This is a genomic window from Pseudomonas sp. WC1 (assembly GCF_050586565.1).
Taxonomy (GTDB): Bacteria; Pseudomonadota; Gammaproteobacteria; order Pseudomonadales; family Pseudomonadaceae; genus Aquipseudomonas.
Map to the genome: position 1 here is coordinate 38,368 of NZ_JBOBDQ010000013.1, position 20,093 is coordinate 58,460.

The 20,093-nt window shown below is 65.0% G+C and carries 15 protein-coding genes; 1 reads left to right on the top strand and 14 read right to left on the bottom strand.

Features of this window, described 5'->3' with window-relative positions; translation table 11 throughout:
* Positions 1-22 precede the first annotated feature (22 nt).
* The 14 genes from ACQ4OD_RS08545 to tssA all read right to left on the bottom strand — a co-directional run bounded on the left by ACQ4OD_RS08545 (position 23) and on the right by tssA (position 18,297).
* On the bottom strand, positions 23-808 hold the full coding sequence (locus ACQ4OD_RS08545) for a hypothetical protein (RefSeq protein WP_102683433.1): 786 nt from the start codon (positions 806-808) through the stop codon (positions 23-25).
* Between the two features lie 2 nt (positions 809-810).
* Positions 811-5,217 (bottom strand): RHS repeat-associated core domain-containing protein, encoded by a 4,407-nt coding sequence (locus tag ACQ4OD_RS08550; protein ID WP_430944163.1) that lies wholly within the window; start codon positions 5,215-5,217, stop codon positions 811-813.
* Between the two features lie 9 nt (positions 5,218-5,226).
* Entirely contained in the window at positions 5,227-5,661 is a 435-nt protein-coding gene (locus tag ACQ4OD_RS08555; RefSeq protein ID WP_102683431.1) for a DcrB-related protein, read from the bottom strand.
* A 12-nt stretch (positions 5,662-5,673) separates the two neighbouring features.
* Positions 5,674-7,611 (bottom strand): type VI secretion system Vgr family protein, encoded by a 1,938-nt coding sequence (locus tag ACQ4OD_RS08560; RefSeq protein ID WP_430944164.1) that lies wholly within the window; start codon positions 7,609-7,611, stop codon positions 5,674-5,676.
* An 11-nt stretch (positions 7,612-7,622) separates the two neighbouring features.
* Entirely contained in the window at positions 7,623-10,298 is a 2,676-nt protein-coding gene (tssH, locus tag ACQ4OD_RS08565) for a type VI secretion system ATPase TssH (protein ID WP_198753754.1), read from the bottom strand.
* On the bottom strand, positions 10,291-11,340 hold the full coding sequence (tssG, locus tag ACQ4OD_RS08570) for a type VI secretion system baseplate subunit TssG (protein WP_139667903.1): 1,050 nt from the start codon (positions 11,338-11,340) through the stop codon (positions 10,291-10,293). The genes tssH and tssG overlap by 8 nt, the downstream gene beginning before the upstream one ends.
* On the bottom strand, positions 11,304-13,166 hold the full coding sequence (gene tssF / locus ACQ4OD_RS08575) for a type VI secretion system baseplate subunit TssF (protein ID WP_139667905.1): 1,863 nt from the start codon (positions 13,164-13,166) through the stop codon (positions 11,304-11,306). The genes tssG and tssF overlap by 37 nt, the downstream gene beginning before the upstream one ends.
* On the bottom strand, positions 13,163-13,678 hold the full coding sequence (gene tssE, locus ACQ4OD_RS08580; protein ID WP_038707176.1) for a type VI secretion system baseplate subunit TssE: 516 nt from the start codon (positions 13,676-13,678) through the stop codon (positions 13,163-13,165). Before tssE ends, tssF begins: the two co-directional genes overlap by 4 nt.
* Complete coding sequence (locus tag ACQ4OD_RS08585) at positions 13,672-14,082, bottom strand: hypothetical protein (protein ID WP_102683427.1); 411 nt, start codon at positions 14,080-14,082, stop codon at positions 13,672-13,674. Before ACQ4OD_RS08585 ends, tssE begins: the two co-directional genes overlap by 7 nt.
* Positions 14,079-14,513 (bottom strand): type VI secretion system amidase effector protein Tae4, encoded by a 435-nt coding sequence (locus ACQ4OD_RS08590; protein WP_102683426.1) that lies wholly within the window; start codon positions 14,511-14,513, stop codon positions 14,079-14,081. Before ACQ4OD_RS08590 ends, ACQ4OD_RS08585 begins: the two co-directional genes overlap by 4 nt.
* A 75-nt stretch (positions 14,514-14,588) precedes the next feature.
* The gene (locus ACQ4OD_RS08595; RefSeq protein WP_023632508.1) at positions 14,589-15,077 is read right to left on the bottom strand and encodes an Hcp family type VI secretion system effector; all 489 of its coding nucleotides are present in this window, start codon (positions 15,075-15,077) and stop codon (positions 14,589-14,591) included.
* 89 nt (positions 15,078-15,166) lie between these two features.
* The gene (gene tssC / locus ACQ4OD_RS08600; RefSeq protein ID WP_046857484.1) at positions 15,167-16,660 is read right to left on the bottom strand and encodes a type VI secretion system contractile sheath large subunit; all 1,494 of its coding nucleotides are present in this window, start codon (positions 16,658-16,660) and stop codon (positions 15,167-15,169) included.
* 11 nt (positions 16,661-16,671) lie between these two features.
* Entirely contained in the window at positions 16,672-17,187 is a 516-nt protein-coding gene (gene tssB / locus ACQ4OD_RS08605) for a type VI secretion system contractile sheath small subunit (protein ID WP_023632506.1), read from the bottom strand.
* Between the two features lie 72 nt (positions 17,188-17,259).
* The gene (tssA, locus tag ACQ4OD_RS08610; protein ID WP_139667907.1) at positions 17,260-18,297 is read right to left on the bottom strand and encodes a type VI secretion system protein TssA; all 1,038 of its coding nucleotides are present in this window, start codon (positions 18,295-18,297) and stop codon (positions 17,260-17,262) included.
* 396 nt (positions 18,298-18,693) lie between these two features.
* On the opposite strand from tssA, the gene tagH reads away from it, so the two are divergent.
* On the top strand, positions 18,694-20,061 hold the full coding sequence (tagH, locus tag ACQ4OD_RS08615; protein ID WP_110700232.1) for a type VI secretion system-associated FHA domain protein TagH: 1,368 nt from the start codon (positions 18,694-18,696) through the stop codon (positions 20,059-20,061).
* The last annotated feature ends 32 nt before the right edge of the window (positions 20,062-20,093 follow it).

Consider the following 20,093-nt stretch of genomic DNA (forward strand, 5'->3'; position numbering starts at 1 on the left):
CTGTGATCTGCCTGCCAATGGCCTACGCCTTGAGCAACTCGGGATAGTCGCTGAACCAATAGCGCAGGGCGTCCTGGTTGAGGCCATGCTCACCGCGCCAGAAGTCCATCGGGTAGCTCCAGTCCGACGATCGCGCGCTGCGTGGCGCCAGGCCGAGGTTGGTGTAGCGGTACAGCAGGCCAGGGTGCTCCGGGGTCTGCAGTATCCCGCAGTGTCCAAGCAGGTCGAGGAAACCCCGGCCTTCTTCTTCGCTCATCTTGATACCGGGTAGTTTACGCAGCAGTTTGAGCAGGTCCTTGGGTTTGGTCACGGCAGGCACGTTACGGATCAGGTCCAGAATCGACACCATTAGGTCCAGGTTACCCGGCCGTTCTTTCGGCCCGGCGCTATGTTCCTGCAACTGGAACGCGATGTGGGAGGGGCTGCCGAAAAGCGCTGCGCCGATCAGAAAACGCACCCTGTTGAGGGCAATGAAGTTGACTTCGCGCTCCTTGAAGAAACTGCAGACCTGACAGTTCGGTTGGTCCTGCGCCGTGAAAGCGTGTTGCGGCAGGTGTGTCGCGCAAGCATAGGCCGACAGAGCCGCGCGCAGGTAGGCCTGGTTGCGCTCGACACCGGTGAGAAAGTTGGCGACCACCTCTTTCTTCACCACGGTCTCTCGCTCCTTGAACAGCCAGGTAAGCACCTGGTCATGGCTCATCCTGCGGGTCTCGGTCGCCAGGCCTGTGGCTACCAGCGCCGAGCTTGGTGGCTCGCTGGGATGCTGGGCCTTGAGGATCTTGCAAAGTTGTTCCGGAGTTGCAGTCATGTTCATTTCCCGCAGGAGCTTTTGTTGGCCTTGGGGGGCAGGGCGCCACGGCTGTCGAGCACGGGCAGTTGCGTGACTTTGCTGACACCGCGTGCCTTCAGGAAGTCGTTGGCGAGCGCTATCCGCTCGAGGCCAGGGTCTTTTTTCGCCTTGGCGTCGGAGATGCCATAGATCTTGTTGCCTCGCACGTTCGGGTTCTTCCTGCCGAGCACTTCTCGCTCGCGGATCCCCGAATCCTCAATGCCGCGGATCGTGTCGTAGTCGGTACCAATCGGTGTCACGCGGTTGATGCGGTCACCTTCCTTGAGGCGTGGGCCGTCTGCGCCCTTGGTCTCCATATGTCGGCGTACCACGCCTTCGAGCGTATCGTTGTCCGAGGCTCGCCCGTTGTAATACGGGTTGCCTTTCTCGTCGGAAAGGAAATAGCTCCAGTCCAACCCGTGCGGATCTATCCCGCCGACAGGGTTCGGCGCATAGCGGTATAGGTTGATGCCGCCTTCCAGGCCAATAGGGTCGGGCTGAGTGAAGCGGCCGCTCTGTGGGTCATAGTAGCGGAACAGGTTGTAGTGCAGGCCTGTCTCACGGTCCAGGTACTGACCTTGAAAGCGCAGGTTCTGCTGTTCGATGAAGTCGTCAGCCCGCCACTCGCGTAAGGTCATGCCCCAGGCGGAGCATTCGCCCTCCCAGGCCAACGTACCGTCACTGTCGGTCAGTTGCTCGGGCAGACCGTTGAGGGCGTTGTGGTAATGGAACGTGCGTTGATGCGCGCCTTGACCGTCGACACGTGCCAGGACTCTATAGCCCGGCTCATAGACATATAGGGTGAGGTGGCCGTTGCAGCGTTCTTGCAGCAGCTTGAGACCGTCCCAGCCAAAGTCGGTGCTGCCCAGCAGATTGCCCTGATCGTCGTGGTCGATCTTGCCGATGCGGCGTCCGAGAGGGTCGTAGTGCAGCTTGACGATGCGCTCGCGTCCGCCGCGTATAGAGCGCACTTGAACAAGGCGATGATGCTGGTCGTAGCTCATATGCTGTTCGCCATACAGCGTGCTACGTTTTTCCGAAAGGCGCCCGAAACCGTCATAGCGGTAGTGGCGATCTTCCAGTTGGAGCAACTGGTCATGGCGGGCGACTTGCCCAGCACCGGGCACACGGTTTGCCGCAGCGTCATAGAGGTATTGTTCGTTTTGGCCTGGCAACGGTCCCTGGTTGGCGAGCAGGCGATCCGTTGCGTCGTAATGCATCAGCAGCTGATGCTGATGATCGGGTTGCTGGCGCAGGTAGCGCACCAGATTGTCGCGATCATCGAAGTCGAAGCGCTGCTGCCAGGGCGCGGGCAGGTGTTCGTTGTGGTCGGTGTCCCAGCGCAGACGGGCGCTCGGTCGGCCACTGAGGTCGTATTGGTTACGGGTCAGCAGCCGTCCCTGGGTTCGCGAGACCTCACGGTGCAGGCGATCGCGCTCGAAATCGCAGATCACCAGCCCGTCGATGTTGATCTGATGGAGGTGTCCCGAGCCATACACCAGGCGGTTCAGTTGGCGGCCATCGGGCAGCCGCGTCTGCAAGCGATTGTCCAGTGCGTCGTAGGTGTGCTCCAGCCTTCCGGCACTGTTGCTTTCGGCAGTGCGGCGTCCGCAGGCATCATGCTCGAACGCGACGCGTTGCACATTCCCCTGACGATCCTCGCTGATCACCTCCATCAACCGGTCCATCGGATCGAGACTGTAGGTAGTGCTGTCGTCCTCGGTAAGCAACGCAACCAGCCTGCCGGCGGCGTCACGTCGAAGGCGGTGATGGATCGGCGCCTCTCCGGCGCCCGGCGCCGGAATGAAGTCCATGGCGATGATCTGGCCGAGTCCATCGTACTGATAGGCCTTGCGACTGCCATCCAGATTTTCATGCACGGCTAGGCGGTTCGCCTCATCCCAAGTGAAACGATAGGACTCACCGTTGCTGTTGGTCAGTGCCACCAGCCGTGTGCAACGGTCATAGGTAAACAGTGTCGGACGGCCAAGGTTGTCCTGCTGCTCGATGATCTGGCCATTCAGGTCATAGCGAAAATGCTCGGTGTTGCCGAGCGGATCGATGAAGCATTCGAGCAGGCCCGAGGCGGTGTACCGGTACTGGACAATGCGCCCATCCGCCAGCTCCTGGCGTATCCGATGTCCCAAGGCATCGTGTTGGAAGTGGCTGGTCTGGCCGAGGGCGTTGGTCAGACTCTGCAAATGGCCGCGCCGGTCGTAGCGCAACCGTGTGGCGTAGCCTGAGCAGTCCACCTGCTCGATCAGCAGACCTTGTTCGTTCCAGCGCTGACGTTGGCGCTTGCCCGTGGCGTCGATGGTTTCCAGCGGTAGGCCATGTTCGTCATGGCGGTAGCGCGTCACCTCGCCCAAGGGGTCGGTTTCGCGAATACAGTTGCCGTGCTGGTCGTAGCGATAGGTCCAGGTTGCCCCGGCGGCATTGGTTTCACTGCGAGGCAACGCCCAATGCTCGAGCCACTGGGTCGATTCACTGCGTCCCAACGGATCGATGGTTTCGCACAGGTTGCCGGATTCGTCGTAGCTGAAGCGCCACTCACCGCCTTCAGGATCGGTGGCGGCAAGCAGCTGACGTTCATCGTTCCAGTGGAAGCGCCAGGTCTGGCCCAGCGCGTTGCTCGACTCGATGATCTGGAACTGCGCGTTCCAGCGCCGCACACTGGTGCGTAGCAGCGGGTCGGTGATGCAGGTGATGCCAGCCTCGACATCGTATTCGAAGTGATACTCGTCGCCGGCGTTGGTCCAGTGCCGGATCACCCGCCAGTCGTCCAGTTTCTGCCACTGGTAATGGCAAAGCAGGCCATTGGCTGTTTGATGCCCGACCATGCGCCGACCTTCGTCATACATGAATCGACGCTGCAATTGCCCCAGTGCATCGTGGACCTCGGCCAGATCGCCAGCGGCGTCGTAGCGATAGCTGGCGAGCGTTTCAGCATCGTCATCGACGAACACCCGTTCGATATGGTTGACTCGACGTGGCCAAGCGCCGCTGTAGTGCAGCTTGATCCGCACGCGGTCAAAGGTGTCGCGCAGCCACATCAGGCGCCCGAGATCGTCATAGTCCAGGTGGATGCGGTTGTCGTTGCGATCTCCCAGTTTCGCCAGACGCAGGTGGTTGGCGTCCTGTGGACTGGGTTCGAACAAACGATAGAGGCCGCTGCTGATGTCTTCGATCAGCAGCTCGCCATCAAGGGCGCGTCGCACGCTGATGCCTTCGCCAGCGCTGAAGACGGCGTCGCCGAGGGCGATCATTCCCATGTCGATGACACGAGCTTGCTCGTCTGTATACAGCAGACGGTCGTGCTCGACCCTTACAGACACTTCATAGGGGACGCTCCAACCGGCACCGAACAGACCCTCGCGGCGTTCATCGCGACTGTTGTAGTAGCGTTGCCAGTCCAGTGGGATCATGGCCTGGAGGGTGAAGTCGAGGTCGTGTTCGTCGCTCAGAATCTTCGCACCAGTAGGCGCGTGGACAGGGTTTGGCGAGCCGACGATGGCCGAAGTCAGGGCGGCGGTCACCTGGCTGCTGGCAAAACTGACCACGCCTCCGACGAGCATGCACCCAAACTTGCTATAAAACTTCCCCCCCCGCCCCCGCAACATCATCAACGCCGTAATCGCCAGGCCGATCCCCGGCGTCTTGCCGCTGCGTATTTCACGCACCACGATCGGCCCGCCGCCGATGCGCACGTTGTCCGATACCAGTCCGCCATCGACGATCACCGCCTCGCAGGTGCTGCGATCGCCGCTGCGGCAGGCCGGGTGGCCGTTGATCAATACCTTGCTCGAACCTTCGGCAAGGTACTGCGGCGGCATCGGCGGGTGCTTGGTGCACAGCACCTTGTCGTCGGGGGCTTCCTGGGTGTTGGGCGCGGGGCTGGCGACGGTCGGCCGCCACATCTGCGAGAAAAAGCCCTTGGCCATGTCGAGGAAGGTCTCTTCCTGTTCCTCGGCCTGCGCGCCACCGCCCTCGCCACTGGCCGGTGCCGAGGGCGCGGTGACCACGCCGGCCGCGCGCGCGGCGCGCTTGCCGTTGGTCTTGGTGTTGGGCGAGCCGCTGGCGATGGTGGCTTGCACGGTCGGCGGGAACAGGGCGTTGCCGATGCCCTCGCATAATCGACTGAGCCCGGTGTCCGCGCCGGTCTTGGCCATGACCACGCCGACCACCAAGCCCACCACCGCGCCCAGCACGAAGCAGCCCAGGCCGCCGGTGACCACTGTCAGGCCCAGTGCCGCGGCCACCGTAGCGGTGGCCAGAGCGCCGATGGCGACGTTGGCGGCGACTTCCAGCACGCCGCCGATGATGTCGGCCATCACCGAGGTGTGCAGCAGCGCATCGCCTTCGCGGGCGGCCCAGAGAGCGTCGGACATGGTGCGGGGTCAGCCCAGGTTGTCGAAGTCGAGGGACTGCTTGAGCGCCGCCCAGTGCGTCGCCTCGGCCTCGCCCAGGGGAGTGGGTTTGACGTAGCTCAGGGCGAACATCTTGCGCGTGCCCGGCAGCACCAGCGCCAGCTGGTACTGGTAGACCTTTTCCTGGCCCTTGCTGAACTGGCTGCTCAGCTCGATCGCCTCGATCGGCTGCGCCGCGCCCACCTGGGTGGCGCGGGCCGGCTGGAACTGCAGGTCCTTGACCTGTTGCTGCAGGCGCTGCAACTGGCCGTCGAAGTTGCTCTGCAGGGTCTCGCCCTCTTCGAGCAGGCTGCGGCTGACGATCAGCGAGGTGCCCAGGGCTTCGAAGCGCAGGATGTTGATGCTGGTGTCGCGTACCTGCGCATCGGGCAGGGCGAAGCGGAATTCGTTGACGCGGTAGCTCATGGTTTGTTCTCGTTACTTGCCGGCGCCGGGAAAGAGGGCCTTCACCGCGCCGTCGATGGCCGTTTTCACGCCCTGGTTGTTCGGGTCGGTCTGCGCGCCGCTGCCCACGTTCAGGTCAAGGGTGCCGCCGGTGTTGATCTCGGCGTCGGCGTTGGCGTGGAAGCTGAACTGCTCGCAGCTGATGTTGATCTGCCCGCTGGCGTTGAGCTCGATCACGCTCTTGCCGCAGACCAGGCGCAGGTTCTCGCCGACTTCGATCAGGTAGCTGGTGCTGACACTGTCGGTCTTGCTCGCGCCGACCAGCAGCATGTCGTCGCGGCGCACGGCGCGGATGCGGTCCTGGCCGATGGTGATGGTCTCGAGCATGCCGACGGTCTGGGTGCGGTTGACGCCCACCGACAGCGTCTCGCTCTGCTCGACCACGGTGTCCATGTTGCGTTCGGCATGCATGTACAGTTGCTCGGCGCCCTTCTTGTCCTCCATGCGGATTTCGTTGAAGTTGGCCGGGCTGCCGCCCTTGCTCGAACGGCTCTTCATGCCGCTCTGGGTGGCGCCGCCGGGCAGGTCGTAGGGCACGGTCTGTTCGGCGTTGTACACCCGCCCGGTGATGATCGGCCGATCGGGGTCGCCTTCGAGGAAGCTGACGATGACTTCCTGGCCGATGCGCGGGACCTGGATCGAGCCCCAGTTCTTGCCGGCCGTGGCCTGGGACACGCGGATCCAGCACGAGCTGTTCTCGTTGGACTGGTCGTGGCGGTCCCAGTGGAAGTGCACCTTCACCCGGCCGTACTGGTCGGTCCAGATCTCCTCGCCAGCCGGGCCGACCACCACGGCGGTCTGCGGCCCCTTGACGATCGGGCGCAGCGAACTGCTCACCGGGCGGTAGCTCTGCTGCGCGTCGATGCAGCTCAGGTTGCTCTCGAACTGCGCCGCGCCGCTGCCGCCACCGCTTTCCAGGCGTTCCTGGTGCACGTAGTAGCGGGCGGCGACGATCAGGTACTCGCGGTTCTGGTCCTGGCGGCTGAAGTTGCTCAGGCTGAACAGATGGCCGCTGCCCAGGCCCCGGGCGTTGCCGCGCAGCTCGACGCGCTCGTGCAGGCTTTGCAGCGATTCCAGGCGGGTGCGGGCGTAGTGCTCGCCATCTTGGGTCTGCTCATAGGCACCGGGGTAGTCGTACAGCGGGTAGTCGCCGGCCTGGTGCGGCCGGGGCATGGCCGAGCGCACGTCGATGCGCGCGCTGGGGCGCTGGAAGTCGTAGTCGTTTAGCTCCAGGGAGCCGGGCTGGACTTCCTGAGCCAGGTGCCAGTCGTTGATGTGGTCGCGCTCGCGGTGCTGGCCGTCCGGCGGGTAGTAGGGCACGGTCTCGTAGCCGGGGGCTTTCTGGTGCGCGCCATAGGCGTCGGCGAGCACCAGTACGTGGCGTTCCTGCTCGTGGCGGAAGAAGTAGTAGATGCCTTCCTCCTCCATCAGCCGGCTGACGAAGTCGAAGCTGGTCTCGCGGTACTGCACGCAGTACTCGCGCTCGCGGTAGTTGCGGCTGAGCAGGTCCTCGAAATCCGAGAAACCCAGGTCGCGGAACACTTGCTTGATGATCTGCGGCGCGCTCAGGTGCTGGAAGATCCGGCAGTCGCTGGTGCGCGTCAGCAACCACAGCCAAGGGCGCAGGGTGACGCGGTAGCTGGCGAACTGGCCCTGATCCACCGACTGGCTGCAGCGGGCGACGATGCCGTGGAAGTGCCGCGATGTGCCGAGGCTCTGCTGCACGCTCAGGCTCATGGGCTTGCCCAGCAGCTGGTTGAGGTCGATGGCTGGGTCGTCGCTGGTCAGCTGCAGCTCGTAGTCGAACAGGCGGCCAAGCTCCTCGCTGCCGCCCATCTCGGCAAGGATCAGCTTGTTCGGCCCCAGGGGGCTGTTGATTTGCGCCAGGCGCGTGAACTGCTTGAACAGCATGGTCGGTCCTGTCAGTCGGCGGCGCCGAAGTCATAGTGCAAGTCGCTGTCGCGACGGCTGATGCTGACGCTGGCCAGCGGCTTGCCCTCGAGCAGGCGGGTGAGGAACTCGCGGCTCATATCCGGCAGCAGGCCGTTGGTGAGGATGGCGTCGATCATGCGGCCACCGCTTTCGGTTTCGGTGCAGCGCGAGACGATCAGCTCGACCACCTCGTCGTCGTAGGCGAAGCCGACCTTGTGGGTGCCTTCCACACGCTTGCGAATGCGCTCCAGCTGCAGGCGGGTGATGGCCTTGAGCATGGTGTCGCTGAGCGGGTAGTAGGGGATGGTCACCAGGCGACCGAGCAGCGCCGGCGGGAAGATCTCCAGCAGCGGCTTGCGCAGAGAAGTGGCCACGGCCTCGGGGTCGGGCAGGGCCTTCGGGTCCTTGCAGGTGTTGGCGATCAGCTCGGTGCCGGCGTTGGTGGTGAGCAGGATCAGGGTATTGCGGAAGTCGATCTGGCGGCCTTCGCCGTCTTCCATCACGCCCTTGTCGAACACCTGGAAGAAGATTTCATGCACGTCGGGGTGGGCTTTTTCCACCTCGTCCAGCAGCACCACGCTGTACGGGCGGCGGCGCACCGCTTCGGTCAGCACGCCGCCTTCGCCGTAGCCGACGTAGCCGGGTGGCGCGCCCTTGAGGGTCGAGACGGTATGGGCTTCCTGGAATTCGCTCATGTTGATGGTGATCAGGTTCTGTTCACCGCCATACATGGCCTCGGCCAGGGCCAGGGCGGTCTCGGTCTTGCCCACGCCGGAGGTGCCGGCGAGCATGAACACACCGATCGGCTTGTTCGGGTTGTCGAGGCCTGCGCGGGAGGTCTGGATGCGCTTGGCGATCATCTTCAGCGCGTGATCCTGGCCGATGATGCGCTTGGCCAAATGCGAGTCGAGGTTGAGCACGGTCTCGATCTCGTTGCGCGCCATGCGCCCCACCGGGATACCGGTCCAGTCGGCGACCACCGAGGCCACCGCCTGGTAATCCACGGTTGGCAGGATCAGCGGGCTCTCGCCTTGCAGCTGGCTCAGGCGCTGCTGCAGGTCGATGAGTTTTTCGCGCAGCTCATGACTGCCCTGCACGTCTACTTCCTGATCGACCACACCGACCTGTTCACGCAGTTGCGCGCGGGTGGCCAGCAGCTCGTCGACCAGGGCTTTCTCCTCGGCCCAACGGCTTTCCAGGGCGGCCAGGCGCTCGCGCTCTTCGGCCAGCAGGCTGTCGGCCTGGGGCTGACGTTGCCCGGTGTTCACACCGATGGCGGCCTCGCGGGCGATGATCTGCAGCTCGACTTCCAGCGCCTCGATGCGCCGACGGCTGTCGTCCACCTCGGCCGGCACCGCGTGCAGGCTGATGGCCACGCGGGCGCAGGCGGTGTCGAGCAGGCTCACCGACTTGTCGGGCAACTGGCGCGCCGGAATGTAGCGGTGCGACAGCTTCACGGCGGCTTCCAGCGCTTCGTCGAGGATCTGCACCTGGTGGTGCTTCTCCATGGTCGAGGCCACGCCGCGCATCATCAGCAGCGCCTTGGCCTCGCTCGGCTCGTCTACTTGGACCACTTGGAAGCGCCGGGTCAGCGCCGGGTCCTTCTCGATGTGCTTCTTGTACTCGGCCCAGGTAGTCGCCGCCACGGTGCGCAGGCTGCCACGGGCAAGGGCCGGTTTGAGCAGGTTGGCGGCATCGCCCGTGCCGGCCGCGCCACCGGCGCCGACCAGGGTGTGGGCTTCGTCGATGAACAGGATGATCGGCTTGGGCGAGGCCTGCACGTCTTCGATGACCTGGCGCAGGCGCTGCTCGAACTCGCCCTTCATGCTGGCGCCGGCCTGCAGCAGGCCGACGTCCAGGCTGCGCAGCTCGACGTCTTTCAGGGCCGGCGGCACGTCGCCGGCGACGATGCGCAGGGCGAAGCCTTCGACCACGGCGGTCTTGCCGACGCCGGCCTCGCCGGTAAGGATCGGGTTGTTCTGGCGGCGGCGCATGAGGATGTCCACCAGCTGGCGGATTTCCTCGTCACGGCCGACGATGGGGTCGAGCTTGCCGCTGCGCGCCTGCTCGGTGAGATCGACGGTGAAGCGCTTGAGCGCCTCCTGCTTGCCCATCGCCGCCGGGGCTACGGCACCGCTGGCCTCGCCGGGGGCGGCGGCGCTGAAACCATCGCTGGCGGCCAGGTTGTTTTCCGGCGAATCGCCCACGTACTCGTCGAAGCGTTCGCTCAGGGCCTCGACCTTCAGCTTGGCGAACTCGCTGGACAGCCCCAGCAGGGCGTTGCGCAGGCTCGGGGTCTTGAGGATGCCAACCAGCAGGTAGCCGGTGCGCACTTGGCTTTCACCGAACATCAGGCTGCCGTACACCCAGCCGCGCTCGACGGCTTCCTCGACCTGGGAGGACAGGTCGGTGATCGACGTCGAGCCCCGCGGCAGGCGGTCCAGGGCGTCCGTCAGGTCGCGGGCCAGGCGCGCCGGCTCGATGTTGAACTGACGGATGATGCGATGCAGGTCGCTGTCCTGCAGTTGAAGCAACTGGTGCAGCCAGTGCGCCAGCTCGACATAGGGGTTGCCCCGCAGCTTGCAGAACACCGTGGCGGCCTCGATGGCCTTGTAGGCGACGCTGTTGAGTTTGCCGAACAGCGCGGCGCGGCTGATTTCACCCATGGTCCTGACTCCTTGTTGGCGGGGCGTTGACCGGCCGCTCGGCGTAGTACCGGGCGAGCTTCAGGTCGTTGGCATCGTGCGACGGCCGGCCGAGCCAGGTGTCGAACCCCAGGCGTTGGTCGGCATTGAGTTGCAGCGCGGGCACCTGGCCCTGCGCGAGGATGAGGTTGAGGTCCCAGTCCAGCTCCTGGCCCAGGTACTCGGCGACCCACGCAGCCAGCTCGACGAACGCCTGACCGCCGGGGAGCAGGGCGTGGTACTGGTCAAGGGTGAGCGGGCCCAGGCACAGGCGGAACTTGTGCTGGCGGTCCCAGACGTAGCGGCCCAGGCACAGGTCGACGCCCAGGCGGTTGGCGCGCACGCCGAGCTGGCTGCGTTCAGGCAGCTCCAGCCACTGGCCGACGTATTCCTCCAGCTTCACCGGCACGCCGAAGTAGCTGGCCAGGATGCTGCACAGGCCATCCGGGTAGCGGGTCTGCGCGGCCAGGTGACCGGACCAGTGCAGCTTGGCGGTATCGGCCAGCGGCCCCTGGCCTTGCAGCTCCGGTTGACCGCGGCCGCTGAGGGCGGCCAGGCGCGCGGCCCAGTAATCGTCGCCCGGGCGGTCATGGCTGACGGTTGGACGGGCCTCGGCCCAGGCGCGATAAAACAGGCTCAGCAAGCGGTGGTGGAAGACATCGAGAAAGCGCTTGCTGGTTGGGTCGGCGTGGTTGCGCTGGCGCTCGCGCATGTACTCGGTCAGGTGCAGCGGCAGGGGGCCGTTGGGGCCGCCGAGGCCGAAGAAAAACTGCTCCAGGCGCGCTGGCTGGTCGTCGTTGGCCGTGACCGAGGCCAGCGTTGCCGGGGCGAAGCCGCAGTCCAGGCGCTGGCCCAGGCGCACCGGTTCGTCAGCCAGGCGCAGCGAGTGGCCGAAGCGGGGCAGCTCGGGGTTCTCCGCCTCGAGACGGCGCAGCGCCTGGAAGAAATCGTACTCCCAGGGCTCAGCCTGCATGGCCTGTAGCGTGTTCACAGGTTCGGCCTGCGCCCGGGCTTGGCTTTCCAGCGCATGATCTCGCCTCGTTCGCTGGTGCGCAGCACGGTTTCGGTGAAGCTGTTGATCGACACGTAACGGGTCAGGAAGCGCTCGAACACCGCGCCCAGCAGGAACACCCCGGTACCGCGGAAGGCGTTCTCGTCGAACGTCAGGGTGATCTCCAGGCCACGGCCGAAGACGATCGGCCCGGGCATCGGCAGGCGCCGCGTGCAGGGTTTGCAGCTGACTTCGCGCAGGCCATCGATCTGCAGCTGCAGGGCGCTGTCCTGCTGGTCACCGTACAGGCGCAGCAGTTCGCGCAGGGCGGCGGCGCCCTGACCCTGTTCGGCCAGCGACAGGTAGTTCAGCGACAGTTGGCTGATCAGGCGCCAGGCCCTGTTGTCGTGGGCATGGCTGGCCTTCGGTCGACTGGGGCCGGCCAGGCAGCGCACGGCGGATACCGGTGCGCTGTCGGCCAGGCTGAAGTCGCTGCGCCCGTCGCCGACATTCATGAACAGCGGCAGGTCGCGGTTGCTGCACAGCGCGCTGATGCCCAGTTGGCGCAGGTCATGACGGTACGGCGCCTGGTTGCCATCGACCAGGCTGACGAAGGTCTCGCTGCCCATGTAGCTGGAGCGCGTACCGTTGCGCCGCTGCTCGCTGGAAAGCACGCGCGGTTCGCGGCGCACCAGGTAGTACGCCTGGTCACGGCCATAGCGCGACGGGTCGCGCACCGCGTAGAACGGCAGGAATTCCTGGTCCGGCCCGGTACCGTGGCCGGTGACCCGCTGCAACGAGTGGATCTCGAAATCAGTGGGCCGGGTACGGTCGGCGATCACATGGTGCTCGTGGACCCGGTCGGTCAGGTGGATGCGATCCACCCGGCGCGGAAACAGGTTGATCGCCGGGGTGCAGAACGGCACGAACTGGGCGGGGCCCACGCTGCTTTCCAGCGCGGCGTCGATGCGGTCGAACAGCACCAGCAGCTCCAACTCCTGGCCGTCGCAGCGCTTGACCGCGCGCTCGAGCCCGGCGAAGTCGATGAACAGGTAGCGCTGGGGCAGGGCGAAGTACTCCTGCAGCAGGCGGTAGCCCTGGAAGGCCTGCGGCACCACCGGCAACGCCGCTTCGCGGTCATCGAAGCCACAGGGCAGCAAGGCGTCCTCGACCGGGATGCGTTCGACCCAGTCGGCGCCCGGCTGGCGCGCGAACACCGCGCAGGCGCTGCCGAGCAGTTGTTCGTACAGGCGGAACGGGGTTTCGTCGGCACCGTTGAGGTACAGCGGCAAGTGCGTCAGCGGCAGGCTGGAGAACGGAATCTCGGCGCCGCTGCGCAGGGTCAGGCGCAGCCCGGCGCGGGCTTTCGGTTCGCTGGCGGCCAGGCGCCCGAGCACGGCGCCGGGGTTGCCGAAATACTCGGCCCGGGCCACCTGCAACGGCCACAGGGTGACGTCCTGGGTGCTGCGAAATTCGCAGGGCGTCTGCGAATTGCGCCCGAGATTGGCGCGCAGGACGCTGTCGCGGGGTAGCTGGAACCCGGCGGCCAGCGAGCCTTCGTCGGGATCGGTCTGCAGTTGCACCACGGTCATCGACGGGGTCGGCGCCAGGTAGTGCGGGTAGGCGATTTCCAGCAGGTTGTGGGTGAAGGTCGGGTATTCGGCGTCGAGCTTGAGCTGCACCCGCGCGGTGAGGTATGCGAAGCCTTCAAGCAGGCGCTCGACGTAAGGGTCGGCGCACTCGATCCCGGACAGCGTCAGGCGCCCGGCGATCTTCGGGTATTCCTTGGCGAACTCCGCGGCACCCTCGCGGATGTGCTGCAGTTCCTGGTTGTACAGCTCGAGCAGGCGCGGGTTCATGCGCGCCTCCGGCGGTCGGCGGGGGCCACGCGCACGTGCCCGGATTCCAGGTCGACGTCGGTCTGCAGCAGCAGCGGCAGGGCCGCCGGCTGGGCCCACAGGTCGCCTTCGATCTCGAAGCTCAGGGCGTTGGCGTTCATCTCGCCGGGCGCGGCCTGGGCCCGTACCTTCAGGGTATGGGCGAGGATGCGCGGCTCGTAGGTGGCGATGGCCTGGTGGATGATGCGTTCGAGCGCGTTGAGGTCGATGTTCGACGCGCTGTTGCCGGCCAATGCCGGCAGCCCATAGTTGATCACCGAGGCGCCGGCCGGGGAGTTCAGCGTGGCGCCGGTGTCGAGCAGCGACGTGGTGTTGAGCAGCCAGGCCAGGTCGCGCAGTACCGAGGCCTTGAGCTGCTGCAGGCTGAGCACGCGCTTGTCGGGGGCTTCCTGCGGGTTGCCCGGGTCATCGTCGGTCAGGCGATCCAGCAGCGAAGGCTGCAAGCGGTCGCGGGTGGCGATTTCGGCTACCACTGGAACATCCCTGTGAACATTTTCTGGTCTTCGAAGCCGGTGTCGCAGGAGGCGCTCGGCGCGGGCGTGGAGGCTTCCAGGCCGGCCTGGGTCAGGCGCACGGCGCGCGAGGTCTTCAGGCATTCACCCTTGAGCGTCGGGTGCGGCTGCACATGGGTCACCAGCACCACCGGCGTGCCATTGAACTGCTCGACCCGGGCCTTGCCGGCGCGGTCCGGGCTCAGGCCGCAGGGCCATTGCATGTCCAGCGCCAGGCGCTGTTCGCCGCGATCAAGCACACACTGGCCGGCATTCTCGCTCAGCTTCACGGCCTGCCCGCCCAGGTTCGCCTCGTTCAGCAGTTCGGCGTCGGCGCAAGCGCTCAGGGCCAGCAGCAGGGCACCGGCCAGGACAGCGCGGGTCATGTGAGCTCCCAGAACCAGACTTGCTTCGACTGGTAGTTGTGGTCGGAGAAACCTTTGGTCAGGCCGCGGTTCCACAGGTCGATATGGTCGCCCGTGCGGTTCTCCTGGCTTTGTCCGTTGCGGGCGAAGCAGTCCTTGTAGAAGATGATCCCGGTCTTGCCCTTGAGCGCGTCGCGGGCCTTGGCGGTACCGGCAATCTTCAGCGGGTAGAACAATCGTGTCTCCAGCCAGTTGGCCAGGGATTCGGCGCCACGGGCATGGTCGTGGGCGCACTTGGGTTCGGTATAGGTCGATTTGTTGACCTTGAGGCTCATCTCGCCGTTGAGCGCGATGCTCATGCGGATGGCGCACTGGTTGTCCCACCCGCCGTCGCAGGGCGATGACACGCTGGGGTAGGCATTCCACAGGTTGATGAAAGAAGGCTTGGCCATGATGTTCACCGTGAGCGGGTGACGCGTGGGGAGGTGCACCCGCGCCGCACGGTGGCGCGGCACGGGCGCGGTCGATCAGATCTTGACGTTCGAGCGGATGTTCCAGCCGTACTTGATCGGGCCGCCTTCCTTGGTGCCGTCGGCTTTCTGTGGCTGGTAGTCGACGGTGACCTTGGCGAAGTTCAGGGTCACGTTCTCGGTCAGGCGGTCGTCGCTGCCCGAACCGCCGGTGCTCAGCGAGCTGATGATCACCTCTTCGAGGTTGATGATCAGGTACTCGACCTGGCTTTCACCGCCGGCCTTGCGCACCGTCAGCTTGACCTTGTCGATGTGCTTGCCGCTGGAGCAGTGGGCCATCAGGTTGGGGCTGGACTTGTCGATGTACTTGGTGATGGACAGGTCCTGGATGTTGACCTTGCCCGAGCCGCCACCGCTGCCCAGGTGCATGTTGCCGGACTGGGACATGCCCCAGCTCCAGTTCAGCACGTCGATTTCGTCCTTGTGGGCCTTGTCGTGGGACTCGCCCTTGATGTCGCCGATCTTGATGAAAATATCTACAGCCATGATGTCCTCGGGATTTCGCGTCGGTTAGCGTTGAGTGGCTAATCGCGGGCAGCCCGCCCCCAGCGTGGGAGCGGGCTGGCCCGCGATGATCAGGCCCCTTTGGCCGAAGGCAGCTTCGACACCAGGCGCAGCGACACGGTCAGCCCTTCGAGCTGGTAGTGCGGGCGCAGGTAGAAGCGCGAGTTGTAGTAACCCGGGTTGCCTTCGACTTCCTCGACCACCACTTCGGCGGCCGCCAGCGGGTGCTGGGCCTTGGTGGTCTCGGTGGAGTGCGCCGGGTCGCCGTCGACGTAGTTGAGGATCCAGTCCTGCAGCCAGCGCTGCATCTCGTCCTTTTCCTTGAACGAGCCGATCTTGTCGCGAACGATGCACTTCAGGTAATGGGCGAAGCGGCAGGTGGCGAACAGGTACGGCAGACGCGCGGCCAGGTTGGCGTTGGCGGTGGCGTCCGGGTCGTCGTACTCGGCCGGTTTCTGCAGCGACTGGGCGCCGATGAAGGCGGCGAAGTCGGTGTTCTTCTTGTGCAGCAGCGGCATGAAGCCGTTCTTGGCCAGCTCCGCTTCGCGGCGGTCGGAAATGGCGATCTCGGTCGGGCACTTCATGTCCACGCCACCGTCGTCGGTGGGGAAGGTGTGCGCTGGCAGGCCTTCGACTTCGCCACCCGACTCCACGCCGCGGATACGCGAGCACCAGCCGTAGTGCTTGAACGAGCGGTTGATGTTCACCGCCATGGCGTAGGCGGCGTTGGCCCAGGTGTACTTGCTGCTGTCGGCGCCGTCGGTGTCTTCCTCGAAGGCGAAGGCCTCCACCGGATCGGTCTTGGCGCCGTAGGGCAGGCGCGCCAGGAAGCGCGGCATGGTCAGGCCGATGTAGCGCGAGTCTTCCGATTCGCGCAGCGAGCGCCAGCCGGCGTATTCCGGAGTGGTGAAGATCTTGGTCAGGTCACGGGGGTTGCTCAGCTCCTGCCACGAGCCCATGCCCATCACCGTCGGCGAGGCGGCGGAGATGAACGGCGCGTGCATAGAGGCGCAAACCTTCGACACCTCGCCGAGCAGCTCGACGTCGGGCGGCGACTGGTCAAAGTAGTAGTCGCCCACCAGGCAGCCGTACGGCTCGCCGCCGAACTGGCCGTATTCCTCTTCGTAGAGCTTCTTGAACACCGGGCTCTGGTCCCAGGCGGTGCCCTTGAACTTCTTCAGGGTCTTGTGCAGGTCGTTCTTCGAGATGTTGAGCACGCGGATCTTCAGCTGCTCGTCGCTCTCGGTGTTGTTGACCAGGTAGTGCAGGCCACGCCAGGCGCTTTCCAGTTTCTGGAAGTCATCGTGGTGGATGATCTGGTTGACCTGGGCGGTGAGCTTGGCGTCGATGGCGGCGATGATCTGCTCGATCGAGCCGATGGCATCGTTGGACACCAGGCTGGTCTGCGCCAGGGCCTGCTCGGCGAGGGTGCGCACGGCGCTCTCGACGGCTTCCTTGGCCCGCTCGGTCTTGGGCTTGAATTCCTGCAGCAGGAGGCTGGCGAACTCGCTCGGGTCCTGGGTGGCCGCCTGCGGGGCCTGGCTGTCGCGCAACGGATCGTTCATGGTCGGTCTCCTCAGGCCTTCGGCTCGGTGTCGGCGGGTTTCGGCGCGCTGGCCAAGGCCTGCAGCAGGGCCGGGTCCTTGATAGCCTTGAGGATGATGTCCTCGGCACCGGTCTTGCCGTCCATGTAGGTCAGCAGGTTGGCCAGCTGGGTGCGGGCCTCGAGCAGCTGGTTCAGCGCATCGACCTTGCGTGCCACGGCGGCGGGGCTGAAGTCGTCCATGCTCTCGAAGGTGATGTCCAGGCTCAGGTTGCCTTCACCGGTCAGCTCGTTGGGCACGTTGAACGCCACGCGGGGCTTCATGGCCTTGAGGCGCGAGTCGAAATTGTCGACGTCGATCTCCAGGAACTTGCGGTCGGCCACCGCCGGCAGTGGTTCGGCGGGCTTGCCGGCGAGGTCCGAGAGCACGCCCATGACAAAGGGCAGCTGGACCTTCTTCTCGGCGCCGTACAGCTCGACGTCATATTCGATCTGCACCCGCGGCGCACGGTTGCGCGCGATGAACTTCTGGGAGCTGTCTTTCGCCACGTTGTTCCTCCTGGTCGCCGGTAAGGCGGCGTTGCTTGTTGCAGGCGTCGGTGTTGATGCGGTGTCGAGGCGTCAGTCGCCTTCGGGGCCGCGCAGGTTCTCGAATTGCGACAGACCCTCGGGGATCAGGTCGCGGACGATGGTCGCGAAATCGGCGTTGACCAGGTTCTTCGCCCGGCGCAGCAGCACCGGCAACGGGCTCGATGGCTCGTGGCGGGCGTAGTACTGCAGCAGGCGTTCGAGGCTCTGCAGCACGTCGTCGCGGCTGTTCACTTCGCCGGGCCGCGCCGTCGAGCGTGGCGCGGCAGCGCTGGCAACGGGTTGCCGGTCGTCATGGCTGCTGCTGGCGGGTTGGTCTTCGCTGCTGCTCGAAGGCGGCGCTGCGCCTTCCGGGCTGTAGTCGGCCAGCACCTGCTGGACCTGGCGCAGCGGCTGGCGCAACGCGGACAGATCGACGCCGCTGGACGAGCCGACCTGGTCATTGACCCGGCTCTCGATGACGTCAAGGGCGTCGCGGGCCAGTTGCAGCGCCTGGCGGCACTGTTCGAGCTGCTCGGGGTCGGCATCGCGCAGGGCGGCGGCCAGTTCCTCTGCGCTCAGCTGCTCGCTGGCGAAGTGCTGCACACCGGCTGCATGCAGGGCGGCGCGCAGGGTCACCGGGCCGAACGCCCGGGAGCGCACCAGTACGGCGTCGCGCAGCAGGCCGATGTTGGTGTCGCAGGTAAGGCCGGCCAGGGCGTTGATGCGTACGGTAGGGTCGTTGTCGTCGGCGGCATCCAGCTGCGGGTGCAGGTGCAGCCAGTATTCGCCGAGCAAGTCGCGGATCAGCTCGAGGCTGGCGGCCAGGCCCGGCAGGCCGTGCAGGGCCAGGTTGGCCTGGACCAGGAAGTGGGTGATGCGCAGGTCCTTGCTGCGTTGCAGCAGGTCGGTGCAGGACTGTTCGATGGCGCGCCACTGCGGCGGTTCGGCTGCTTGCACGGCATCGCCCATCACGCGCTCGGGGCGGCCCTGGGCATCGCGTTCCAGTTGCAGGAAATCGGCGTCGTATTCGAGGTCATCGCCGCACGGGAAGTCTGCGGAAACAGCGGCGAGCAGCTGCGGTGAGTTCACCAGAAATCGATCTCCATATCGGCCCTTGGCGAGGGCTTCGTATGCGCCAAGTTGCAAATGTGAATTGGCGCACAAACTTGTCAAAGAATGCGAAGTTGATATCAAGGTGATATCACTTTGGCACTCTTAAGTTGCGCATTTATGGTTTATTTCCAAATTGCTGTCAAGGTAAGCTACGCGCCGCGCAAGGCGACTGTGAACCAGTTGGCAACCCTTGGCGTCCATTGGTCAGGTGCCATCAAAGTGCCTTGCCGATAGGGTTTAATACGGCCTTCCGGGAAGCGTGTTTTGGCATCCAGCCCTTGATTTCAAAGGGCTTTGTCGAAATGCAGGGTCGGGCTCGTTTATCCACTCAAATGGATGGATGAGTGTTTCATATATATGCAAGGAGGCATGATGGCACTTTGCCTGACCATTACCAGTTATCACAAGATCACCCCGGGGCAGTGCCCGGAGAAGTTGCTGGAAAACGGTGCCATCAGCGTCGGTCGGGCCGCGGATAATGATTGGGTGCTTCCCGATCCGGAACGCCTTGTTTCTTCGAAACATTGTGTGATCCAGTTCAAGGATGGTCGCTACTATTTGACCGATAACAGCACCAATGGCGTGGAATTGGTGCATGCCGGCATTCGCCTGCGTCGCGGTAACAGTGAGCCGTTGATGGACGGCGAAGTTATTCGAATTGGCGATTACGAGATCCAGGCACGTATTGATTCCGGCTTGTCGATCCCGATTGCCGGGCAGTCCGAGGCCCATAGTTTCGAGGCCTTGATGGCCAACCAGGTGGCCACTCCGAGCGCGCCCATCGCCGGTGCACCCGCCGCCTTCCTGCAGGGGGCGTCGAGCCACGACACCTTGCCGGATCTGTTCGATTTTCTCGGCCCTTCCAGCGTGCCGCCTGTCAGCCAGCCGGATCATGTTCCCGCGCAGCAGCATGATTTTCGACCGCCCACGCCGGTGGCGCCGCCGCCCGCGCCTTTACCGGTAGCCATGCCCGGCGCGCCGGGCGTGATCCCGGATGACTGGAACCTGTTCGATGAAACCCCGGCACCTGTTATCCAGCCCGCCCCTGTACTGGCGCCAGCACCGCCACCGCCGCTGCCGGAGCCACTGACCCCGAGCGAGCCTGTTGTTCGGCCGCAGCCCGTCGTGACGGTTGCCGCGCCTGCTGACAGCGATGCGCTGCTCCAGGCTTTCCTGCGTGGCGCAGGCATCGAGCACCTGCGCATCGACGCCGTCGATGCCGCCGCGCAGATGGAGGCCATTGGCCGCAGCTACCGGCTCATGGTCGAGGGCCTGATCGATGTGTTGCGCGCGCGCAGCAGCCTCAAAGGCGAGTTCCGCATGCAGCAGACCACCATCGCCCCGGTACAGAACAACCCGCTGAAGTTCGCCCCCAATGCCGACGAAGCGCTGTTGTTGCTGCTGCGCGAGGGCAACCAGGCGTTCATGGCCCCCGACCAGGCGGTACGCGACAGCTTCGACGACCTGCGCGCCCACCAACTGGCGGTGATGGCGGGTATCGAGGCGGCGCTCAAGCACCTGCTCAAACGCTTCGAACCCGCCCGCCTGGAGGAACGCCTGGCGCCAGCGGCCGGGCTGGCCAAGCTGTTCGGCGGTTCACGCCAGGCCCATTGCTGGCAGCAGTTCACCGAGCTCTACAGCCAGATTTCCCGGGAAGCCGAAGACGACTTCCAGGACCTGTTCGGCCGCGAGTTCAGCCGCGCCTACGAGGCCCACAGCCAACGCATTCAACGTTCCTGAGGCCAATGCCCGGGACACAGGAAGAACACAAG